The 19,885-nt window shown below is 54.8% G+C and carries 20 protein-coding genes; 11 read left to right on the forward strand and 9 right to left on the reverse strand.

Annotated elements, in window-relative coordinates; genetic code table 11:
• From H627_RS0106670 to H627_RS0106695, 6 genes are all read left to right on the forward strand, one after another.
• On the forward strand, positions 1–918 hold the full coding sequence (locus H627_RS0106670) for an ABC transporter ATP-binding protein (RefSeq protein WP_035440149.1): 918 nt from the start codon (positions 1–3) through the stop codon (positions 916–918).
• Positions 887–1,678 carry an ABC transporter permease gene (locus H627_RS0106675; protein ID WP_027828317.1) on the forward strand — a complete coding sequence of 264 codons (792 nt, stop codon included), beginning with the start codon at positions 887–889 and terminating at the stop codon, positions 1,676–1,678. Before H627_RS0106670 ends, H627_RS0106675 begins: the two co-directional genes overlap by 32 nt.
• A complete protein-coding gene (locus H627_RS0106680) occupies positions 1,644–2,777 on the forward strand; it encodes a sensor histidine kinase (protein WP_226999221.1) in 1,134 nt (377 codons plus the stop codon). Before H627_RS0106675 ends, H627_RS0106680 begins: the two co-directional genes overlap by 35 nt.
• Positions 2,774–3,379 carry a response regulator transcription factor gene (locus tag H627_RS0106685; protein WP_027828319.1) on the forward strand — a complete coding sequence of 202 codons (606 nt, stop codon included), beginning with the start codon at positions 2,774–2,776 and terminating at the stop codon, positions 3,377–3,379. Before H627_RS0106680 ends, H627_RS0106685 begins: the two co-directional genes overlap by 4 nt.
• A gap of 64 nt (positions 3,380–3,443) precedes the next feature.
• Complete coding sequence (locus tag H627_RS0106690) at positions 3,444–4,682, forward strand: MFS transporter (RefSeq protein ID WP_027828320.1); 1,239 nt, start codon at positions 3,444–3,446, stop codon at positions 4,680–4,682.
• Positions 4,683–4,733: 51 nt separating this feature from the next.
• The gene (locus H627_RS0106695) at positions 4,734–5,435 is read left to right on the forward strand and encodes a beta/alpha barrel domain-containing protein (RefSeq protein ID WP_027828321.1); all 702 of its coding nucleotides are present in this window, start codon (positions 4,734–4,736) and stop codon (positions 5,433–5,435) included.
• Positions 5,436–5,486: 51 nt separating this feature from the next.
• Here H627_RS0106695 and H627_RS0106700 read toward each other — a convergent pair whose 3' ends face one another.
• The 9 genes from H627_RS0106700 to H627_RS0106740 all read right to left on the reverse strand — a co-directional run bounded on the left by H627_RS0106700 (position 5,487) and on the right by H627_RS0106740 (position 13,315).
• Positions 5,487–7,184, reverse strand: coding sequence for an oleate hydratase (locus tag H627_RS0106700; protein WP_027828322.1), 1,698 nt, complete (start codon positions 7,182–7,184; stop codon positions 5,487–5,489).
• A gap of 15 nt (positions 7,185–7,199) precedes the next feature.
• The gene (locus H627_RS20020) at positions 7,200–7,334 is read right to left on the reverse strand and encodes a methanol dehydrogenase (RefSeq protein WP_121499945.1); all 135 of its coding nucleotides are present in this window, start codon (positions 7,332–7,334) and stop codon (positions 7,200–7,202) included.
• Positions 7,335–7,449: 115 nt separating this feature from the next.
• Entirely contained in the window at positions 7,450–8,019 is a 570-nt protein-coding gene (locus tag H627_RS0106710) for a TetR/AcrR family transcriptional regulator (protein ID WP_063515850.1), read from the reverse strand.
• A 46-nt stretch (positions 8,020–8,065) separates the two neighbouring features.
• Positions 8,066–9,319, reverse strand: coding sequence for an AraC family transcriptional regulator (locus tag H627_RS0106715; protein WP_081674740.1), 1,254 nt, complete (start codon positions 9,317–9,319; stop codon positions 8,066–8,068).
• Positions 9,210–10,190 carry a hypothetical protein gene (locus H627_RS0106720; protein ID WP_027828325.1) on the reverse strand — a complete coding sequence of 327 codons (981 nt, stop codon included), beginning with the start codon at positions 10,188–10,190 and terminating at the stop codon, positions 9,210–9,212. Before H627_RS0106720 ends, H627_RS0106715 begins: the two co-directional genes overlap by 110 nt.
• On the reverse strand, positions 10,180–10,461 hold the full coding sequence (locus H627_RS0106725; RefSeq protein ID WP_152319421.1) for a YesL family protein: 282 nt from the start codon (positions 10,459–10,461) through the stop codon (positions 10,180–10,182). Before H627_RS0106725 ends, H627_RS0106720 begins: the two co-directional genes overlap by 11 nt.
• A gap of 5 nt (positions 10,462–10,466) precedes the next feature.
• Positions 10,467–10,844, reverse strand: a complete 378-nt coding sequence (locus tag H627_RS0106730; RefSeq protein ID WP_027828327.1) for a DUF624 domain-containing protein — start codon at positions 10,842–10,844, stop codon at positions 10,467–10,469.
• A 199-nt stretch (positions 10,845–11,043) separates the two neighbouring features.
• Positions 11,044–12,792, reverse strand: coding sequence for a beta-N-acetylhexosaminidase (locus H627_RS17335; RefSeq protein WP_162143229.1), 1,749 nt, complete (start codon positions 12,790–12,792; stop codon positions 11,044–11,046).
• Positions 12,793–12,877: 85 nt separating this feature from the next.
• A complete protein-coding gene (locus tag H627_RS0106740; protein ID WP_027828328.1) occupies positions 12,878–13,315 on the reverse strand; it encodes a hypothetical protein in 438 nt (145 codons plus the stop codon).
• A 174-nt stretch (positions 13,316–13,489) separates the two neighbouring features.
• On the opposite strand from H627_RS0106740, the gene H627_RS17340 reads away from it, so the two are divergent.
• The 5 genes from H627_RS17340 to H627_RS0106765 all read left to right on the forward strand — a co-directional run bounded on the left by H627_RS17340 (position 13,490) and on the right by H627_RS0106765 (position 19,846).
• On the forward strand, positions 13,490–14,836 hold the full coding sequence (locus tag H627_RS17340) for an alpha-L-fucosidase (protein ID WP_051225243.1): 1,347 nt from the start codon (positions 13,490–13,492) through the stop codon (positions 14,834–14,836).
• 5 nt (positions 14,837–14,841) lie between these two features.
• Complete coding sequence (locus H627_RS0106750) at positions 14,842–15,804, forward strand: ABC transporter permease (protein WP_035440154.1); 963 nt, start codon at positions 14,842–14,844, stop codon at positions 15,802–15,804.
• Between the two features lie 15 nt (positions 15,805–15,819).
• Positions 15,820–16,740: a carbohydrate ABC transporter permease gene (locus H627_RS0106755; protein WP_027828330.1), complete on the forward strand. Its 921-nt coding sequence runs from the start codon at positions 15,820–15,822 to the stop codon at positions 16,738–16,740.
• A 19-nt stretch (positions 16,741–16,759) separates the two neighbouring features.
• Positions 16,760–18,388 carry an extracellular solute-binding protein gene (locus H627_RS0106760; RefSeq protein ID WP_027828331.1) on the forward strand — a complete coding sequence of 543 codons (1,629 nt, stop codon included), beginning with the start codon at positions 16,760–16,762 and terminating at the stop codon, positions 18,386–18,388.
• Positions 18,389–18,475: 87 nt separating this feature from the next.
• Positions 18,476–19,846 carry a glycoside hydrolase family 1 protein gene (locus H627_RS0106765; RefSeq protein ID WP_027828332.1) on the forward strand — a complete coding sequence of 457 codons (1,371 nt, stop codon included), beginning with the start codon at positions 18,476–18,478 and terminating at the stop codon, positions 19,844–19,846.
• The last annotated feature ends 39 nt before the right edge of the window (positions 19,847–19,885 follow it).

A 19,885-nucleotide genomic window follows, 5' to 3' on the forward strand; every position in this document is an offset into this window, starting at 1 on the left:
ATGCCAAACCCTATTATTAGCCTGAACCACGTGGCCTTTGCCTACAATAAACAACCTGTCCTGCGGGACATTAACTTGACCATTCAACCCGGTGAGATCATTGGCCTGGTCGGCCCCAACGGCGCGGGTAAAACCACCCTGCTGAACCTGATCCAGGGCATCCTGCCCTACGCCGCCGGGATCACCGTGTTCGGCGGGCAGCCGGGCAACCCGACCGCCAAAGCGGCCACCGGCTCCATGCTGCAGGGCAACCTGAAGCTGCCCCGGGTGCATGTTGCCGAGCTGATCAGTTTGATTGGCGACCAATACACCCACCCGCTGCCCACCAGCGAGGTCCTGGCCCTGACGAACCTCACCGCCCAAGCTAACCAAAACGTCGCTACCCTCTCTGGCGGTCAACTGCGCCGGGTGACCTTCGCCTGTGCCATTGTCCACCAGCCGCAGCTGCTCTTCCTGGATGAACCCACTGTGGGCATGGACGCCCAGGCCCGCCAGGAATTCTGGGACCTGATCAGCCGCATGCGGGCGCGGCACGTCACGATCATCATCACCAGCCATTATTTAGAAGAGATCCAGCACGTGGCCGACCGCATCGCCATCCTGCGTCAGGGCCGCTTCGCTTATGTCGGCCGCTGGGACCAGCTTCAAGCGGCCCACAACGGCGGCCAGATCAGCTTCACCACACCGCTGCCCCCGGCCACCTTTTCCCACCTGCCTGGTGTCACCCAGGTGGCCGCGACGGCCGATCACCTCACCTTGCCCAGTCAAGACACCGATCTCACGGTGCAGGCCCTGGTGCCTTTCTTCCCCGATCTGCACCACTTCACGGCCACCCGCCAATCTCTGGAAACCATCTACCTCGATTTAGTGAAAGAAGACGACAAAAATGAAGAAGTTTCTCAACCAACTGCAGTTTGATGCCAAGCGGCTGTTCCTGCGCAACCCGCAATACACGTTCTTTGCCATCGCCATGCCCATCGGTTTCTATATTCTCTTCACCAAAGTGATGAGTTTTGGTACCGCCAGTGAGATGACGGCCTTTGCCCGCAGCTACATGGGCAGCATGATCGTCTACAGTGTCGTCATCGGTGCCTTGTTCAGTTTGGCGGCGCTGATGCAGCATGATCGGCAGGTGGGCCTGGTGCAGACTCTGCAGCTAACTCCCAGCGGAACAACCTATTACTACGCCTCGCTAATCACCCTGATGGGCCTGCTCAACGCCCTGTCGGCGCTAGCGATTATGCTCGTGGCGGTCTTCGTGAACCAGGTGACCCTGTCCTTGACCACGGGGCTGGGCGTGCTGGTGATTGCAGTCCTGGGCAGCATCCCGCTGATGATCCTCGGTGTGCTGTACTCCCGCGTCCAATCCGTCGAACTGCTGAATGTCTTGAGCAACCTGACTTCATTCCCCCTGGCCATCATCAGTGGCCTCTGGTGGCCCCTGAACCTCCTGCCGACTTGGGCCCAGGCCATCGGCAAAGTGACCCCGACTTATCTCACGAATCACCTCTTGACCCGCTTTTTGGCCGGTCAAAGCCTGCCCGCTCATGATATGATGGGCATAGCCGGCTGGGCCGGGGGCATGATCATCCTGCTCTTTGTCCTGGCTACCTGGCAGAAAAAGGCAAAGGTCGTGATCCAGCATGGCAGCAAAGAAAGCCAGGCATCCGTACAATAGCCACATGGGCCGCGTGATCGGCTATGTATGGCTGCTCTATTTTCCCTATTCAATTCTTGATTATCTGCCCCCCAAGCAGCCCAGCGATTACCTTTGGCTGGCTGTGGCGGGGGTGTTCCTGGTCAATTATATTCTGGTCATGGAACGACCGAACACCTGGCGCGTCACGATTCCCCTGGAAGTCTTGGCCTGCTGTTTGTTTGCCATCTTTGCCCAGGGCTTCTATTTGCTGATCTTCCCCGGCTGGCAGGTGGCCTCGATTCTGAGCAATTATCCCAAGCGCCTCTTTGCCGCTTTTCTCGTCGCTTACTACGGCTCCTTGATCATTGGTATCGCTGTACTGTATTGGCAGCACACCACCATTAACTGGAGTAGCTGGAGTGGCGGCGCTATCTGGGCCTTCATCTTTCCCGCTGTCTCGCCTATCTTTTCCTATTCCTTCTCCAAATCCATCACCCGCTCGATCCGGCTGGCCCAGTCCAATAGCCGCCTGGAAGCGGTGGTGCGCCGGGGGGAACGGGAACGAATTGCCCGAGACCTGCACGACAACCTCGGCCAGTCCTTCTCCATGATCACGGTGAAAGCCCAATTGGCCCAAAAACTGTTGGCCAAGCAGCCGGACAAAGTGGCCGGCGAACTCCAGGACATTGCCGCGACCAGCCGCCAGAACCTGCAGCTGGTACGCAACATCGTCAACGACCTGCGTCAAGAGAGTCTGGCCGACGTGCTCCTTGCCCAGGAAAAGAACCTGCGGGAAACTCGCATTGCCCTGTACACCGAGGGGGAGCAAGCCGCCGATGCCTGGCCGACCAAATGTCAGGTCACCCTGGCTGCCGTTTTGCAGGAGGCGATCACCAACGTGATTCGCCACAGCCATGCCCGTCAAGTGACGGTAACGTTCACGGTCACCCCGGACCAATACCGGATGGCCGTGCAGGACAACGGGATTGGCAAAGATTACCACCGCACCAACTCCCATGGCGTCAGCGGCATGATCGAACGGGTGGAACAGGAACAGGGCAGCTTGACCATCGTCGCCAATCACATCGGCACCCTGGTCACGGCCACATTGCCAAGAAAGGAGTCGCACAGCGCATGATCAGTTTGTATTTAGCTGAAGACCAAAGCCTGCTGGCTTCTGCGCTGGCCCAACTATTAGATTTGGAAGATGACCTCCACGTACTGGGCACCGCCGCCGACGGCCAGCAGGCCTGGCTGGACATTTCCCGGGAAATACCGGACATTGCCATCCTGGATATTGAAATGCCCAAAGCCACTGGGCTGGACGTGGCCGATTGGATCCACCAGGCGGGTATCAAAACGAAGGTCATTATCCTCACGACTTTCGCCCAGCAAGCCTACTTCGAACGGGCGGTCAAGGCCCAGGTCAACGGCTACTTGCTGAAAGATTTGCCCAGTGATGATTTGGTCGCGGATATCCGCAAGATCCATGCCGGCGCCACGATTTATTCCCCTGAATTGGTGCAGAACATGGTCACCGCCAGCAAGAATCCCCTGACTGAGCGAGAAATGGATGTACTCCGCGCCGCGGCCGACGGTGCCAGCACTAAAGAAATCGCCGCGGTTCTCTTTTTGTCAGAAGGAACCGTCCGCAATTATCTTTCCGCTATTTTCAGCAAACTCGCCGTCCACAACCGGATGGAAGCGGTCCATTTGGCCCAACAAAATAAATGGCTCTAGACCAACCTTGACGACCCTGCCTATAATGGGAGTTATACACTCTGATTGAAAGCAGGATTTTTTTGTGAAAAGACTACGAGGATTACGCGATTTACAAGGGTGGCAGCGGAACTTGGCTGTCCTTTGGCTGGGGACGTTCATTGCCGGCATGGGCTTCAGCGAGATCTCCCCATTTCTGTCCCTCTATGTGTCAGAAATGGGCGACTTCACCAAGAGCGAGCTGTCCATGTATTCCGGGGTAACGTTCGCTGCCACCTTCCTGGTCGTGGCCCTCGTGTCGCCGCTGTGGGGCCGGCTGGCCGACCGGCGCGGGCGCAAGCTGATGCTGCTGCGCTCCAGTCTCGGCATGGCGTTCATCATTGGCGCCACCGGCTTTGTCCACAATATTTGGGCCTTGATCGGCCTGCGGGCGCTGCAGGGCCTCGTGTCCGGGTATATTCCCAACGCCAGTGCCCTGATTGCAACCGAAACGCCGAAGGAACACAGCGGGGCGGCCATCGGTATTTTGACCACCGGGATGGTGTCTGGGAACTTGATTGGGCCCGTTTTGGGCGGCTTTCTTGCCCAGGTCTTCTCCATCCGGCTGACCTTCGTCATCACCGGATTCCTGCTGCTCATCGTGTTCTTCTTAAGTCTGACTCTGGTCCACGAGCACTATCAGCCGAGTCCGGCATTATTGAACAAACAGAAGCGGCCATCCCTGTTGAGTCAGGTCAAAAACCCCAAAGCGATCATGACCCTGCTGATTTCGACCATGATCATTCAGGTCGGCAACATGTCGGTCTATCCGATCATCAGCCTGTACGTCAAAGAACTGATGCATAACGTCGGGCCCATCGCTCTGGTGGCGGGTCTGATCGCCGCGCTGCCTGGTATTTCCAACTTAATTGCCGCCCCCCGATTGGGCCGGCTGGGGGACCGGTACGGCAGTGGTAAGATTTTAATTTTCGGCTACATATTTGCCGTGCTCATGTATATTCCCCAGGGTATCGTCGGCAGTGTCTGGGCCTTAGCCTTCTTCCGGTTGATGATCGGTGTTTCCGATGGCGCCCTGTTTCCCACTGTCCAGACCTTGCTGTCCAAGGGCACACCCCAGGATTATACTGGGACAGTGTTCAGCTGGAACCAGTCTTTTCAGGCACTGGGCAGTGTCATTGGGTCACTGATGGGCGGCTTCGTCACCAGTTTGTTCGACTATAACGGGTGTTTTCTCTTCACTGCCGGCTGTCTCGCCTTGAACTTCATTCTGGTCATTCTTTTTATTCCCGAATTGCGCTTAAAGAACTTGCGCCGCGCCCAGTAATTAGCGTATTATCAAGCAATCATCTGGTATCGCGAAAGGAGCTTTATATTTATGGATCGTCCCTTGAAGACTGTCCCCAACCTCACTTCCCAACTGCGCCAAGACATTGTGGAATCACCGAAAGTCATTCGCAACGCGTCTGGCATTCGCTTGTTTGGCCAGCGCATCAAAAGTATCGTCTACACCACTGATGTGGCCGTGATTGCCAACTGTGACGCCGATGCCGTGTTAGCCGTCTATCCTTGGACGCCGAACACCCGCATCCTCGATGCCATCAGCCGGGTATCTAACGTGCCCATTCTCGCCGGTATCGGCGGCGGCCTGACGAAGGGCCTGCGTTCTGCGACCGTCGGCCGATTTGCGGAAGAAAACGGCGCCCAGGCTGTCGTCATGAACGCTCCGGCCACCATGACGACCATTGCCAGCGTGGAGCGGATCGTGGACGTCCCGATCATTTACACCGTGGTCAACCGCAATACCGATCTGATTTCCCGGGTCCATGCCGGCGTTGATGCCTTCAATGTCGCCGGCGGCAAAGACACCGCCGACTTGGTCCGCTGGGTACGGGAGACGCTGAAAGACACGGATCCCAACTTCCCGATCATTGCCTCCGGCGGCCGCACCGATGAACAGATCAGTGCCACGATCGCCGCTGGTGCCAACGCCATTACCTTCACGGCGTACGGCATCTCTGAGCAGACTTTCCATGAAAAAATGGAGCACTATCGCGACGAACATCAAGAAAATGAGTAATGAAAAGCGCTTGGCCGGGGAAATGGCCAAGCGCTTTTCTACTACCAAAAATTATTCAAACATTTTCTTTGATGCCCGCAACAAGGTCGGGATATCCTTGTCGTAGCGCGGGGTCTTCACTAAGTGGGACATTGGAATGCCCGCAAAGTGATAGGCCGCAATTTCGCCGGAACGGACAGCGCTTTGTTCCGTGAAGACCATCTGGAACGGCTGCTCCGCGAACTCGCCGGTGAAGGCCAGATTCGTGGAGTGGGCCGGAATCACCAGCGGCCGATCGCTCTTGGCCCGGTTATTAAACAACGCGGACGCATAGGGCATGTGTACTGGAATATTGTTGATGATGCTGGCCAGGATCTCGTCTTCCTTGTCCTTGATGTTCCCCGGACCCGGATCGACCTTGGCCAATTGGCCAATCAATTCCTGGGCCATTTCTTTACCGGTCATTTCGATATACGGCTTATCGATAAACTCGCCGTGCCGGCGGGGATACAGGAAGTAGCCCCAAATGACTGTTTCATTCGGCTTCTGCGTCGTGAAGTGGGGTTGATGGTGGACCACGATGGACATGTTCACGTCTTTTTGACCCAGATTGGTGATCGGCGTCGTGGACAAGAAGGAGTTCAGGGCATTCCCCGGCTGCTGAGTGGTGATCCGGGAGATTTCTTCCAGCAGCAGATGATTCTTTGTGGTCAAAGTGAAGCTGGTCCATTCACTGGCGTTGCGATCCGCAAAGAATTTGTCAGGATTGCCTACGTTGTAGAAACGTTCGGCAACTTTCTTCCACAGGGACGCGGCGGCACCGTAGTCCATGTTTTCACCCGCCGGGGTATCGTAATCCCCCATCGTCGTGGAATCGGTGATCGAGCCATTGGTGAACAGCACAGCAGTATCGTCGGGCACATCAACGTGTTCTTCGTCTCCGGTCTCGGTATTCGTCATGTGGATGCCAGTGACTGTGATCTCATCCTGCATCGGCGTGTCTTGGAAATCAAAGTCTGTGACCCGGCGGTTCAGCACAATATGACAACCCTGGTCCTGCAAATACTTGACCAGCGGCAGCATAATGCTTTCGTACTGGTTGTACCGGGTCCGATTGACACCAACCAAGTGCTCGATCTGAGTAAACTCATAGATCATCATGTGCATATAGCGGCGCAGTTCTTGGGCGGCGCTTTGGACGCGGAAGGCAAAAGTAGTTTCCCACATGTACCAGAAATTCGTCTGGAACATATGCGGATCATCGGCGAAGTAGTCGGCGATTGATACATTGTCCAGCTTTTCTTCCTCAGAATCCGGCATCATCACCAGCTTCGTCAGGAGCATCCGGTCCTTGTTATCCAAACCCAGGTGGCCACCGTTGATGATGCCTTTGCCGCCCTCCAGCAAGCGAGCCTTATCGAAAGTCCGGTGTTTGGCGTCAAAATCGCGGGTATCTTCTGCCGCCGTCATGCCCTCTTCGGTGACACTGGGAATGCGGTCCAGCAAGTCCATCAAATCAACATACGTCCGGTAGTTGAGCATCCGGCCGCCCCGGGCCACGTAACCCTTGGTATTTTCCAACGGATGGTTCTTGTTCCAATATTCATCCGCCTGGGTCGTGGCACTGGAGCCGTCGTTACTCCCGTGATCGTCCAGGGAATAGAACGTGATATTATCCCCAGACCAATGCGCCTCTTGAATTAAATAAACCGCTGCCGCCATGTTGGCCAAACCGGCACCGATCATGATTGCTTTTTGTTTGCGAGCCATTATGCTGCCTCCTTATTAATCTTGTTTCGGTTCAAACGGGGCATAAGCGGCCGCGTCATCCGTGAATAATTCTGATTTTCTCGCTAAATACGCCGTAGCCGCGATCAACGCCGATGCGACGAGCAATTTGCATACTGTACCTTTTTTCATGAGTAACGACTCCTTTCGCAGAGACCAATTCGTTTCAACAGTTATAGTCTATGCCGGCAGTTGCGCAAAAAAAATAGACAACCTTGGGCAGTTGCCCAAATTGTCTATTTCTTAACTATTGTGCCTGGCTATTCTTGATGGCGTTGGCCACGCTGCCGTCCAGCATGATCTCCGCCCGGCGAATCAGATCCGCCGGTGCTTCCTGCAAATCATTGCGCAGCCATTGCACCACTTGCATCACCAGCGCCCAGCCGTAGAAATTCACGATACTCTGTTCCAGCATCGCCGGCGCCTGGGGGTCCACATCCTCTACCACCCCGCGGACCATGCTGCTGGCCGCAGAGTACAGGAAGTTCTCCAATAGATCGCGGCCCACGGAACGGAAGGTCTGCAAACAGAACTGCTGATTCGCGGCAATATAATCCAGAATCATCCGATACGCCGTCTGCCAGCGATCTACTTTGAGGTACCCGGACAGCTGGGTGACCACTTCCTGCTCATAGATCCATTCCAATAGATCGTAAATGTCAGTGAAGTGGTAGTAAAACGTGTTCCGGGTAACTTTGGCCTGCTGGGTGAGCAGGCCAATCGTGATCCGGTCCACCGGCATGGTTTCCATGTCTTTTTTTAACGCTTCGGCTAAGCGCCATTGGGTATCATCCTTGGCGATGACGCACCATCTCATTTCTATTGAGTCTTTGGGTCTATCATACCAGGTTCTGCTGCCCCTGTTATGAGACCAGCCCGTCATCCGCAGCACTGGCCGGCTTTTTATGCAATTGACGATACTGGCCAGGGGTGACGCCCAATAGTTTCTTGAACTTCCGGGTGAAATTGGCCACATCGTAATAACCATTCGCCGTCACGATATCTTTAATGGGTATATCAGTCGTTTCCAAAGCGGTTTGAATCCGTTCCATCCGAATATCTTGAACGTAGGTCGTGAAGGTCATCCCGGTAATTTCCTTGATATGCCGGCTCGCATAAGGCACCGATAAGTTGAAATGATCGGCGACATCGACCAGTGACAAAGTAGGATCACTAGCGTGGGCGGCGATATACGTCTGCAACTCGGCGCCATTATCTTTAACCACCGGTGCAGGCGCAGCGGCGGTCAACGCATGCCCCGTTTGGCGCAATAGAGCGTAGAGCACGCTGAAGGATGGTGCAGCTAAGAGCTGCTGGACTAGTGCTGTATTGACTTGACGATTCTTATGATAATCTGCTTTCAGAATTTGACTGATCAGATTAGCCATGGGTAAATCGAAGCGGGCTGTAGGCGACCAGTTTTGGCTGGCTTGATTAAACAAAGCGACAAAGGCCTCCTGGGCCATCACGCTGTTTCCCTGGGCTAAAGCGTTGGTCAGTTTCAACTCATTGGCCGCATCAAATAACTGCAGTGCTCCTTGATCTTGATAGAAGCTCACAGTTTCCCCGGGCCGAGGCCGATTCGTCATCTGGGCCGTCACTGCCTCAATATAGGCGTCGTGCAGGGCAGTCGGCGTGGTGACCGAACGGCCCGCAAACATCGGAGCACTGCCTAACTGAGCTTGCACGGCCCCCAACACCGCGGCTGGCGGTGTTTGCCCATCGTCATTGACCAGTACAATGAGTTGCGCCTGATCGCTAGGGTGAATGAAATACACGGTCTGGGCGGCTGCCACCACTGGATCGCCCAACACCTTTTCTGCCAAAGCCGGTGTATCCGGCAGAATGCCAACTAGGAAGCGCGGGTGGAAGAAGTGTACCTGCGCCAAATTCAGCAGCCGCTGCACGGTCTGTTCGTCGGCCAACCGGCCGTTGACCAGCATCGCCAATACTTGATTGCGAACAAAGGGCAGCCGTACTTGTTCCTGGGCGGCCAAGGTCCGTTGGTCAGTGATTACCGCTCGCATAGCGGCCGCCAGCCGCGGCAAATCCACCGGCTGAGCAGCTGTTCCCGGAACAATCGCCGCCAACAAGCAGCGCAGCAAATAGCCAGGCATATTGAACCAGCAAAGACAATAATGGCGGCCACGGTGATGGTTTAGTGGTTACCGAAACCACGTTAAACAGCCGGCCTTGGCCGGCTTGCCGCGTAACCGTCAAGCGATTCTCCTTTGTCAGTGCCTGCCACACTGACCAACGCGTGCTTTGGGGCAGCGATTTCCCTGCCACTACCGGTTTAGCGGTAATTCGTCCCTGCCCGACAACCAAGGCCAAGGTTTGGTTCGCTGACGGTGCTGCTGCTTGCAGCTGCTCTCGTACCGCCGTGGTATTCAAAACATAGAACGCTGTTCCTCGGGAGTGGGCGCCCGGGGCCGCGGTGATTGGCACCGCCAACGTCAACTGTCCCCGCTCCGGATTTGCCGTGGGTGTATACAGCAATTGGGGCCGCAGCGTGTGCAGCAGATTCTGCTCGGCCTTCACCCCCGCCCGGCCGGCCAGTATTCCATATTTGTACATCGTTGGAGCGACATCGTACGTGCCATCAGCTGCAAAGAAAACATCTGGCTGACTCGTCAAGTACACAAAAATCTTGTTGATCAGCGGACTGCTCAAATCATACCGGGCCAACGCTGCGGTCACACTGCGCACCGCAGAATACTCCTGATTCGTGGGGGCCAGGGCGTGGTCCAGCGCCATTTGATTCGTGGTCACCAGCATATGGTTCACCGCATCATCGATTTCAGTGGTCATGGCCCTTAGTGTACGTTCCTGCTGGGCAGTCTGTTCTGTCCTCTGATCCTGCCACTCCCGATTCAACCAATTGGCGGTCAGCACAAAGACGGGCAGGATAAAAATCAGCAAAAACGACACTAGATACGTCCACAACAATCTTTGCGGCCGCCAGTGCGCCAGCGGACTAAGCCGCATAATGGAGCACCGCTTCCACATGCAGACACGACTGATACGAGAACCACACGGTAGGCGCCAGATACAGCGGCACCAGGGCAATCAGGCTCAGGGCGGGAAAAATCACCAGCAATACCGTGGCCAGCACTGAACCCACAATAATTGCTAAGGTATTCGTGAACCGGGCCACCGAGATAATCAGAGCTTGGCGGAAGTACTGCCAGAAGCGTAAATTGTAACGGCCATAAATGGTCAGCACATACAGCCAATAGGACAGCACTATGATCAGCAACACAATCAATCCATATTGCAGCGGGCCGAGCGCAAGAAAGCGGCATTAACCGCCAAATCAATCACCAACACGACAACGGCCAGCACACCCAGATAACCGATTCCATTCACTTCCCAGAAGGACTGGCGATAGAACTGGCGAAACTCCTGATATAATGCTGGCCATGTATCCCGGGGGTCCCCAAATAACGCCCCGACATCTGCTGGCTTGGCTGCCAGGCGGCGCAAGATCACCTTAGTACACGTTGCTAATGCTGGAAAGAGACCCAGCACTAAACCACCGCGCAGCGTAAACAGAATAAACAACACTTGCAGCTTTGTTCCGAGCAGCAGTGTTTGTCCCACCCTCACCGATAACCGGATAATACCCCGTGGTTCATTCATCATGGCCACTCCTTTCGGGAGGTAATGGTTCTGTTAAGTTGTCAAAAGATAGGTGGAAAAAGCATTAAACCCCGCTGATCTTGCTGACTGACGCTATCTCATTGTACAAGCCGTGGCCAATGCTGGCCGCCGTCACATCCCCGACAGGCAGTTGCGGTTCGGCCAATTCAGCCAACTCATCGATGCTGCCTTTAATCCATTACTGCAACCGCCATTGCACCGAATCCACCCGACTGAGCAGTCCACCATAGCGAATATCCAAGACCTCCCAGCCAAACGGACTGTATAGGGCAAACCAACACGTCCGATGGGCATCGCGCAGCGCCGTAAGGGCCGTCCGCAACTCGTTCAGGCCGGCGACAGCAACTCCCATTGCTGCTCGATCCTTAGCGTCATAGGCCTGACGAATAGCGGCAATACTTTGCAGTTTCCGCACCAAAGCAGTGGCTAAGAACGAGTAGAAAACAAAGATGTCCTGTCCAGCTTGATCCGGCTGGCCTTTGATTACGATCTTCTGCAATTGGGCAGCCAGCTGTTGGTAATGGCCTAGTAAATCTACATGGGCGGTGTTCGCCGCAAATACTGGACTGAGCAGATCCTCATAGAGCACGATCTTGCTGGGATTTGTCGCCGCCGGATTGTGCGGGGTCAATTCAGGCAATTGATCGAACTGATCCAGGACCAGATAGTCAGCGGCTTTCTTCCCTTGATATCGCGCAAACGCAGTGGCCAATATCCCAGGACGGACAACTTGGTGATAGACCTGCTCAGCAAAGTTTTGAATGCCCAGGGCAGCGGCAGTAAAAGGTGTTTCGCCGCCATCATCGCCCCACATCGTGGCATAAACTGTCTTCAGGCCCATAACCTTCGCTGCCACCATGCCAGCATCCATCGTCGCCATTGTCTTGCCGTAATTCGGGGCGATACCGTTCCACGTCCACACACCTGTCGCCAAGCTCACCGGGCGGCCGAGCTCTTGATGTTTCGCAATCAGCTGCTCGTAGAGTGTCTCATCATCGCGGTAATAGTCCCAATACATCAACTCCACGTCGGGAATAGCCGCTTTCAAAGCCTCCGGGAAACGCGTCTGCGGATTATCATAACCATACCCTGCAGCTTCAAACCACATGTCACTCCACATGATTGGATGCAGACCCAATTCGGCCGTAATTGCTGTGACTTGCTTGACATGCTTCAGCATAATCTCTGTCCGATCAACTAACCCGTGCCGATCTTGATAGACGCCCCGTCCCAATTCATGGGCTTCATCCATCCCGATATGGATCTTCTTTGTCCGAAACGGCGCACTCGCCGCCTGAATAATTGTCCGCAAAAACGCGTAGGTCTTCGGTTCATCCACCAGCAAGATTCCCGGCGTATCGCGAATATCATTCATGAATGGCCACTTCATCGGATTGAGCAAATGAGCTAACGTCTGGATACACGGAATAACTTCGATTCCCAGTGCATCACCAAAATCATCCACGGCTCGCAGTTCGTCCTGGGTCAGGCGGCCGCGCTGGTAGCCCCAATAGGGATACTCGGGTACAGCATAAACATCTTCCATATAAAGCAGGGCAGAGTTCAAACCCACTCGAGCACTTTCTGCCAGCATGTCCTCCAAACCGGCCACCGTCAGCGCTGCATTGCGGGACATATCCAGCATCAGCCCGGCGGTTTCAAAACGGGGCGTTTCGGTGATGGCCAATGGTTCATCCTGCTGCAGGGCGTGGACCAAGGCCGTCAACCCCCGGAAGAACGCTGCCCGCGTGGGATAACCGATGTGGGCGGTACCCTCTTCTACCGTCACTTGCAACGGGCCGTTCGGGGTACTGGCGATACTAACCGTGGTCCCTGTATCGCCAATGGTAAATCCCAGGCGAGGGGCCATAATCGCTACCCCAGCCCGTAAATCTGTGGGTAAATCTGTGAAATGCAATTGCATCATGTTTATCCTCCGCTCCATTTGTTATCCGCTTTCAATACTAGTGTACTAGACATTCGGCAGCAATACTTGTCATTCTGCCGTCATTTTAATGGGCCCGAACGGCATTGAAGACAACCAACTGGGCGATATACCAACGCCCTTGATGCCGTTCGAACGATACATTGGCTTCCAATACTTGGGCTTGGCCATTGCGCTGATCAGTTTGTAATTCATCGATTTTAGCCGCGATTCTACTACCAGCTTGTTTTTGGACCCGAAACTGCCGTAATTTCACTTTGGTCTGACGCTTTGTCAACGCTTTGGTCACCGCGGCCCGCGTCTTAGCCCGTTGGCTGGGGACGATCGTGGCTAAATAGCCGGCGACATCCCCTTGATTGACAGCCGTCAAGTTTTTCTTTAATACCGTTTGCACCGCCTGTCCTTCAGTCGTCACCGGGGTTCGATCCACGGCGTAAAACCAGTACCCGCCAACAGCCAAAACAATGAATAGACCAACGATGATAATCCCCGCAAAGCGGCGCATGGCATTTTCTTCCCTTCGTAATCATTATATCTGTGATCGCTTACAACCGCAGTATAACGGAATGCCCGGCCAAATGACAAGCAAAGGTTAAGAACCACATAGTGACAAGAAGTACATATTATAAGCGCTTCATGCCAGCCCGTATGATGAGCTTGCAATCGAGGAGGTGAAAAAATGACGAACACTCACCGCGGCGATATCGAAACCGTCGCAACGGGTGCGTGGACCCCGGCCGATTTCGCTGCACTGCCCCTGAACGACTATACAGCGTTGCAAAAACGCTGGTCCTGGTTCCAGGATCAAAAAATCGGGGTGCTGTTGCACTGGGGGCTGTATAGTCAGGCCGGCATTGTCGAGTCCTGGCAACTATCCGACGCTGATGGTTGGGCCCGCCGGCCCAAAGCTTGGCGGCCGAACATGACCCAATTGAAGCATGACTATTGGCAATTGGCAGATCATTTTGCGCCTACCCGTTACGACCCGACTCACTGGGCGCGCTTGTTTCGCCAAGCCGGTCTACGCTACGCCATCTTCACCACGAAACACCACGACGGTTATACCCTCTACACCACCAACGCGAGCGACTACCATACCACAACCGATCTATTTGCGCCCTTTGCCCAAGCAATGCGTGCCGCCGGCATCGGTGTTGGCGCCTACTATTCAAAGGCCGACTGGCACCAGCCGGATTATTGGCGGCCAAACGGTCAGCCTAAACACCGGGGAGCGGATTATGCGCCGTCGAACAATCCGGCTCGGTGGCAGCGCTACGTTGATTTCGTCCACCAGCAGCTGACAGAAATTGCCACCCAGTACGGACCGTTGCGCATGCTGTGGCTGGACGCTGGTTGGGTCGGCAACGCCCGCGAGCCGCTGAACTTTGATCGCCTGCTGCCGGCGCTGCAACATCAACAGCCGGAAATGCTCCTGGTAAACCGTACCATGGGCGGGCGCTGCGAAGAATACGTGACACCGGAACGGCAGGTACCGACTCTCACGCAGCGGCCAACCTTGCCCTGGGAAAGCAATTTACCATTGGCCAACAACTGGGGGTACGCGCCTTACGATCACTACAAGCCCTTCGGCCAACTGTTGAGTGATGTCTTGCAGGTCATTACACTGGGCGGCAATATCGTACTCGGCGTGGGGCCCAAAGCAGACGGCACCCTGCCGGCCCCCGCGGTCCAGCGGCTTAAACAATTAGGCGGCTGGCTAGCGCTGAATGGTGCTGGCATCTATGGTACCCGGCCGGTCTGCCCGGTTGTCATGCAAGCGGCACAGCAGCGGCACCTGGCTATCACCCAAGACGACCACGCCTACTATATTTTCTTCAAGCGGCGCGTACCCGATCGTCAGCTCGATTTGAAATCGCTCCATCTGCCGCTGTCAATCACACAGGTCACCCGCCTGGGCCTCACCGCTGCGCCATTACCGCTCGCCAACCAGATCATTCAACTGCCTGGGACACTGCGCCAAAGCCGCTGTCCTGGGTTGCGGCTCACCAAATTAGAAAGGAGTTGACAGTCATGGCGGCTTCCGCCCAAAGCATTGTCAAACCCAGTAACACCAAGAAACGGCGCCACGCATTGTTCGACCTGAAACGGATCAAGAAGAACTGGCGGCTGTATGTCCTCATTCTGCCCACCTTCCTCTGTTTCCTGATCTTCAGTTATATCCCAATGTATGGGGTGCTTATCGCCTTCAAAGATTACGTTCCAGTCTTAGGCATCTGGAACTCCCCTTGGGTCGGCTTCAAGTACTTTAACCAATTCTTCCAGTCTTACTACTTTTGGGATTTGATTCGCAATACGCTGGGTATCCAGATTTACGGGTTGATTGTTGGTTTCCCGCTGCCCATCATTTTGGCCCTAGCCTTGAACGAAATGAAAGATGGCTTCTGGAAGAAATTCAGCCAAACCATCACCTATGCACCAAACTTCATTTCCGTCGTGGTCATGGGCGGGATGATCATCGCCTTCTTGGACCCGTCCACCGGGATTATCAACCACGCGATTCAAGCCCTTGGGTTTCAACCCTTGGCCTTCATGAGCGATCCCAAGTGGTTCAAAACCGTTTATGTCTTATCCGGTGTTTGGCAAGGGACTGGGTGTGGGTCCGTCATTTACCTGGCTGCCTTGGCCGGGGTAGACCCTGCGCTGCATGAAGCGGCCATCGTCGATGGGGCCAGCCGAGTTCAGCGAATCTGGCACATCAACCTGCCCGCCATCGTTCCCACCATGGTCATTCTGCTTATCTTGAACGTCGGCAGTCTGTTCTCCATGGGCTACGAGAAGATTCTGCTGTTGCAGAATCCGCTGAACCTATCCTCTTCCAACGTCATCGCCACCTTTGTCTACAAGCAAGGGCTGTTGGACGGCCAATACAGTTATGCAGCCGCGGTGGGCTTGTTCAACTCCGCCATCAACGCCATTCTTTTGATCGTCGTGAACAAGATTTCCCGGCGCGTGTCGGACAATAGTCTGTGGTAGAAAGGAGCACTCTCGATGCATGCCAATCACTTGATTAAAGACACCCGGGGCGACAAAGTCTTCAAGTTTTTCCTCTTCATCTTCATTGTCCTGGCTGTCCTGCTCGTACTTTATCCCCTCATCTATATCGTCAGCGCCTCCGTCTCCGACCTGCAGTCAGTCAATTCTGGCGCCATGTGGCTGCTGCCCCATGGATTCACGCTGGAGGGGTACAAAGTCATCTTGAACTACGGCGACATCTGGCGCGGTTACGGCATGACCATTTTCTATACGGTCTCCGGTACACTCGTCAGTCTGGCCCTGACTATCCCCTGTGCGTACGCCATTTCCCGCCCAGACTTCTCTGGCAAGAAATGGTTCACCAACTTCATGCTCGTCACCATGTTTGTCGGCGGCGGCCTGATCCCGTCCTACTTGCTCATCCGCGCCCTTGGCTGGGTGAATACCGTGTGGGCAATCATTATCCCCGGTGCCGCCAGCATCTACAACATCATCGTAACCCGCAGCTTCTTCCAAAGTTCCATTCCCTGGGAGATGCAGGAAGCGGCCATCGTTGATGGCGCTACTGACTTCCAGCTGTTCTTCAAGATCGTTCTGCCGCTATCCGCCCCGATCATCGCCGTGATGGCCCTATTCTATGGGGTCGGCCAATGGAACAGTTACTTCAGTGCTCTGGTTTACCTGCAAAACAAGAACCTCTACCCTTTACAGATGGTCCTACGCCAAATCTTAGTCCTGCAAGACTTGCAGCAAGGAGCAGCCACCGGTGCCACCGTCACCCAATCTGCTGCTCAGGCCGCGTTCAGTAAAGAACAGCTTGTGGCCGTCATCAAGTACGGTGTCATGATCGTTTCGTCCCTGCCCGTCATCCTCGTCTACCCCTTCCTTCAGCGCTTCTTCGTAAAAGGCGTCCTGATTGGTTCCCTGAAGGGTTAATTCAGAAAGGAGTTCCACCATGCAAATTCGCCGCTTCCTCGCCACTGTCGGCCTCAGTGCTTTAGCAGTGCTCGCTCTCGCCGGCTGTAACAGTTCAACGAATTCCAACTCCGCTCAAAAAAGTGATGTCAAAGTCAACACCACTGGTTTTCCCATCGTTGACAAACCGCTGACCATGACCTTGATGGCTCCCAGCACAGGCGTTGTCAACTGGAACGACATGGTCGTGCTGAACGACTACGCGAAGAAAACCAATATCAAATTTAAATACACTACCCCGCCCAGTTCCGATTTCGCTACAAAGTTGAACCTGGCCTTCGCCTCCCAAGATTTACCGGACATTATTTACGGCGCCGGCAGTGCCCTCACGCCGGCCAACGAAGTGTCCTATGGCGAACACGGGCAGCTGCTGCCGCTGGAGAAATTGATTCCCAAATACGCGCCGAATCTGGACAAATTAATGAAAAAGGATCCTAGTATCCGCCAATCCATCACCACTCCAGATGGCCACATCTATGCGCTGCCGCTGATTTCCCGGGGGGCTACGTCATCCTGGTATATCGGACAATTGTGGTATAACGGCGCCTGGTTGAAGAAACTCGGCGTCAAGACCCTGCCGAAGACTGCCGATGAATTCTACGACTTGTTGAAACGGTTCAAGAATGAAGATCCCAAAGGCAACGGCAAAGCTGACGAGATCCCTTTGAGCGACGTCAAGCTGACTAGTTCCCGCTACTGGCTGATGTCCATCTTCGGCCTTCTCAGTAACACGGTCCAAAATAACGGCGACAAGGTCGTTTACACGCCGACAACTAAGAACTACAAGGAATACCTGACCTTCATGCATAAGTTATTTGCTGAAGGTCTGCTGGACAAAGACACCTTCGCCCAATCCGACGACCAAAAGAAATCTAAGGGCCAATCCAACCGGCTCGGTGTCTTCAGCGATTACTTCTCCTACTTCACTACCGGCCGGACCCCAGAACAAGCAATTGCTGATCCCATGTGGCAGCCGCTGACCAGCGACGTTTCGCCCAAGGCCGTCGTGCCGGGTAATCCCCGCTTAAATCGGGGCGACTTCGCCATTACGAAGAATAATCCTTCACCGGCGGCCTCCTTGCGCTGGGTGGACTACTTCTACAGCGACAAGGGTGCTGTCTATCTGAATCAAGGGCCGGAAGGCTACATCTGGAAGAGCGCCAAGAATGATAAGGGTCAAGACGTCCGCGTTTTTGCCAAGGGTGTGACCCCGGAAAACATTGAAGATAAACGGAGCAAGCTCACCCCCGATTATGGTTTGACCATCCCGGCGCTGGCCTCTGACCGCGATCAATACAGCATTCGCAAAGATCCCAACGCTCCGGCCATTGACGATTTCACCAAGTTCATTCGGACCGAAACAAAAGAAAAGATCGATCCCTATGCCCGTGTACCCTATCCGCTGGTTTACCTGACTAAGCAGGAACAAGATTCCATCAGTTCCATCAGCACGGACTTGCAGACCCTTGTGGAAGAATCCGAAGCCAAATTCATCACCGGTGTGACGCCATTGTCCGATTGGGATAAATACGTGAAAACAATCAAGGGCATGAACGTGGACCAATACGTGAAAGTCTACCAAGCGGCTTACGATCGCTGGAAGAAATAGTTTACACTGCAGCATATTAATCGCAACGGGCCAGACCTTCACCGGTTTGACCCGTTGTTAACATGAAAAAGGAGTAAATAAAACACCATGACACCCAACACCCCCTTCCCCGCCAATTTCCTCTGGGGCAACTCCGTCTCCACCATGCAAACCGAAGGCGCCTGGGACGCCGACGGCAAAGGCCGCTCGGTCTACGATATTCGCCCCGCCACCGACCACAGCAGCGACTGGCAAGTGGCAATCGATGACTATCACCGGTACCCCGAAGATATCGCCCTGATGAAAGACTTGGGCATGACCTGCTACCGGTTTTCCATCTCCTGGAGCCGCGTTCAGCCGAACGGTACCGGGGCTTTCAACGAAGCCGGTATCGCCTTCTATGAACGGCTGATCGATGACTTGCTTGCTGCCGGCATCACGCCTATGATCTGTCTTTACCATTTCGATATGCCCTTGGCTTTGGCGGAAAAGTACAATGGCTTCATCAGCCGGGAAGTCGTCGTTTACGCCCGGGAAATGCTGCGCCGCTTTGCCGATCGGGTGCCCTACTGGCTGACTTTCAACGAACAGAATCTGTATGGCCTGACCGACAGCTTCATTATTTCCGGTTACCTGCACGGCGACAAGACGCTTCATGATCTTTACCAGATCCAGCACAACGTCGCTCTGGCCCATGCGCTGGTGACCCAAATTGTCCACGCTGATTTTCCCCAAGCCAAAATTGGGGCGATGATCGCCCACCAGCAGATCTACCCGGCCACCCCCCATCCCCAGGATGTCTGGATCACCCAGCAATATCACACGTTCGTGAACGACAACGTCATTCGACTGGACACCCAAGGGACCTATATCCCCCAGGTTGCCCACTACATGCGCACCCATGGCATGGGCGATATTCTCAAAGAGTGTGAGCTGGCGGAATTAGCCGGTGCCCGCAGCGATTTTGCGGCCATGAGTTATTACTGGAGCAGCACCTTTGACCACACCAAACTGCCAGCCAACACCGCACCCAACTGGTACAACCAGTATGCCGTGAAGAAAAATCCGTACCTGGATGCCAACACCTGGGGCTGGCAGATCGATCCCACCGGATTCCGCAGCGCCCTCAACGCCCTGTACCAGCAAACCGGCCTGCCCATCTTCCCCATCGAAAACGGCATCGCCGCGAAGGAAAGCTGGAACGGCACCGACGCCATTGACGACGGCTACCGCATTCTCTACCATCGCGCCCATCTCCATGCCCTGCAAGTCGCGATCACGGAAGACGGGGTGCCGGTGATCGGCTATCTCGGCTGGGGCTGGATCGACATTCCCAGTTCCCAAGGGGATATGGAAAAGCGTTACGGCGTCGTCTACGTCAACCGCGGCAATCACGACCTGCGCGATATGGCCCGGGTGCCCAAACGCAGTTACGCCTGGCTGAAGCAGGTGATTCAAAGCAACGGCCGCCAGCTTTAACCGGAATGCTGGTATACTGAAAGTTAATTTCGGTTAGGA

The organism is Schleiferilactobacillus harbinensis DSM 16991 (genome assembly GCF_000425885.1).
Classification (GTDB): domain Bacteria; phylum Bacillota; class Bacilli; order Lactobacillales; family Lactobacillaceae; genus Schleiferilactobacillus; species Schleiferilactobacillus harbinensis.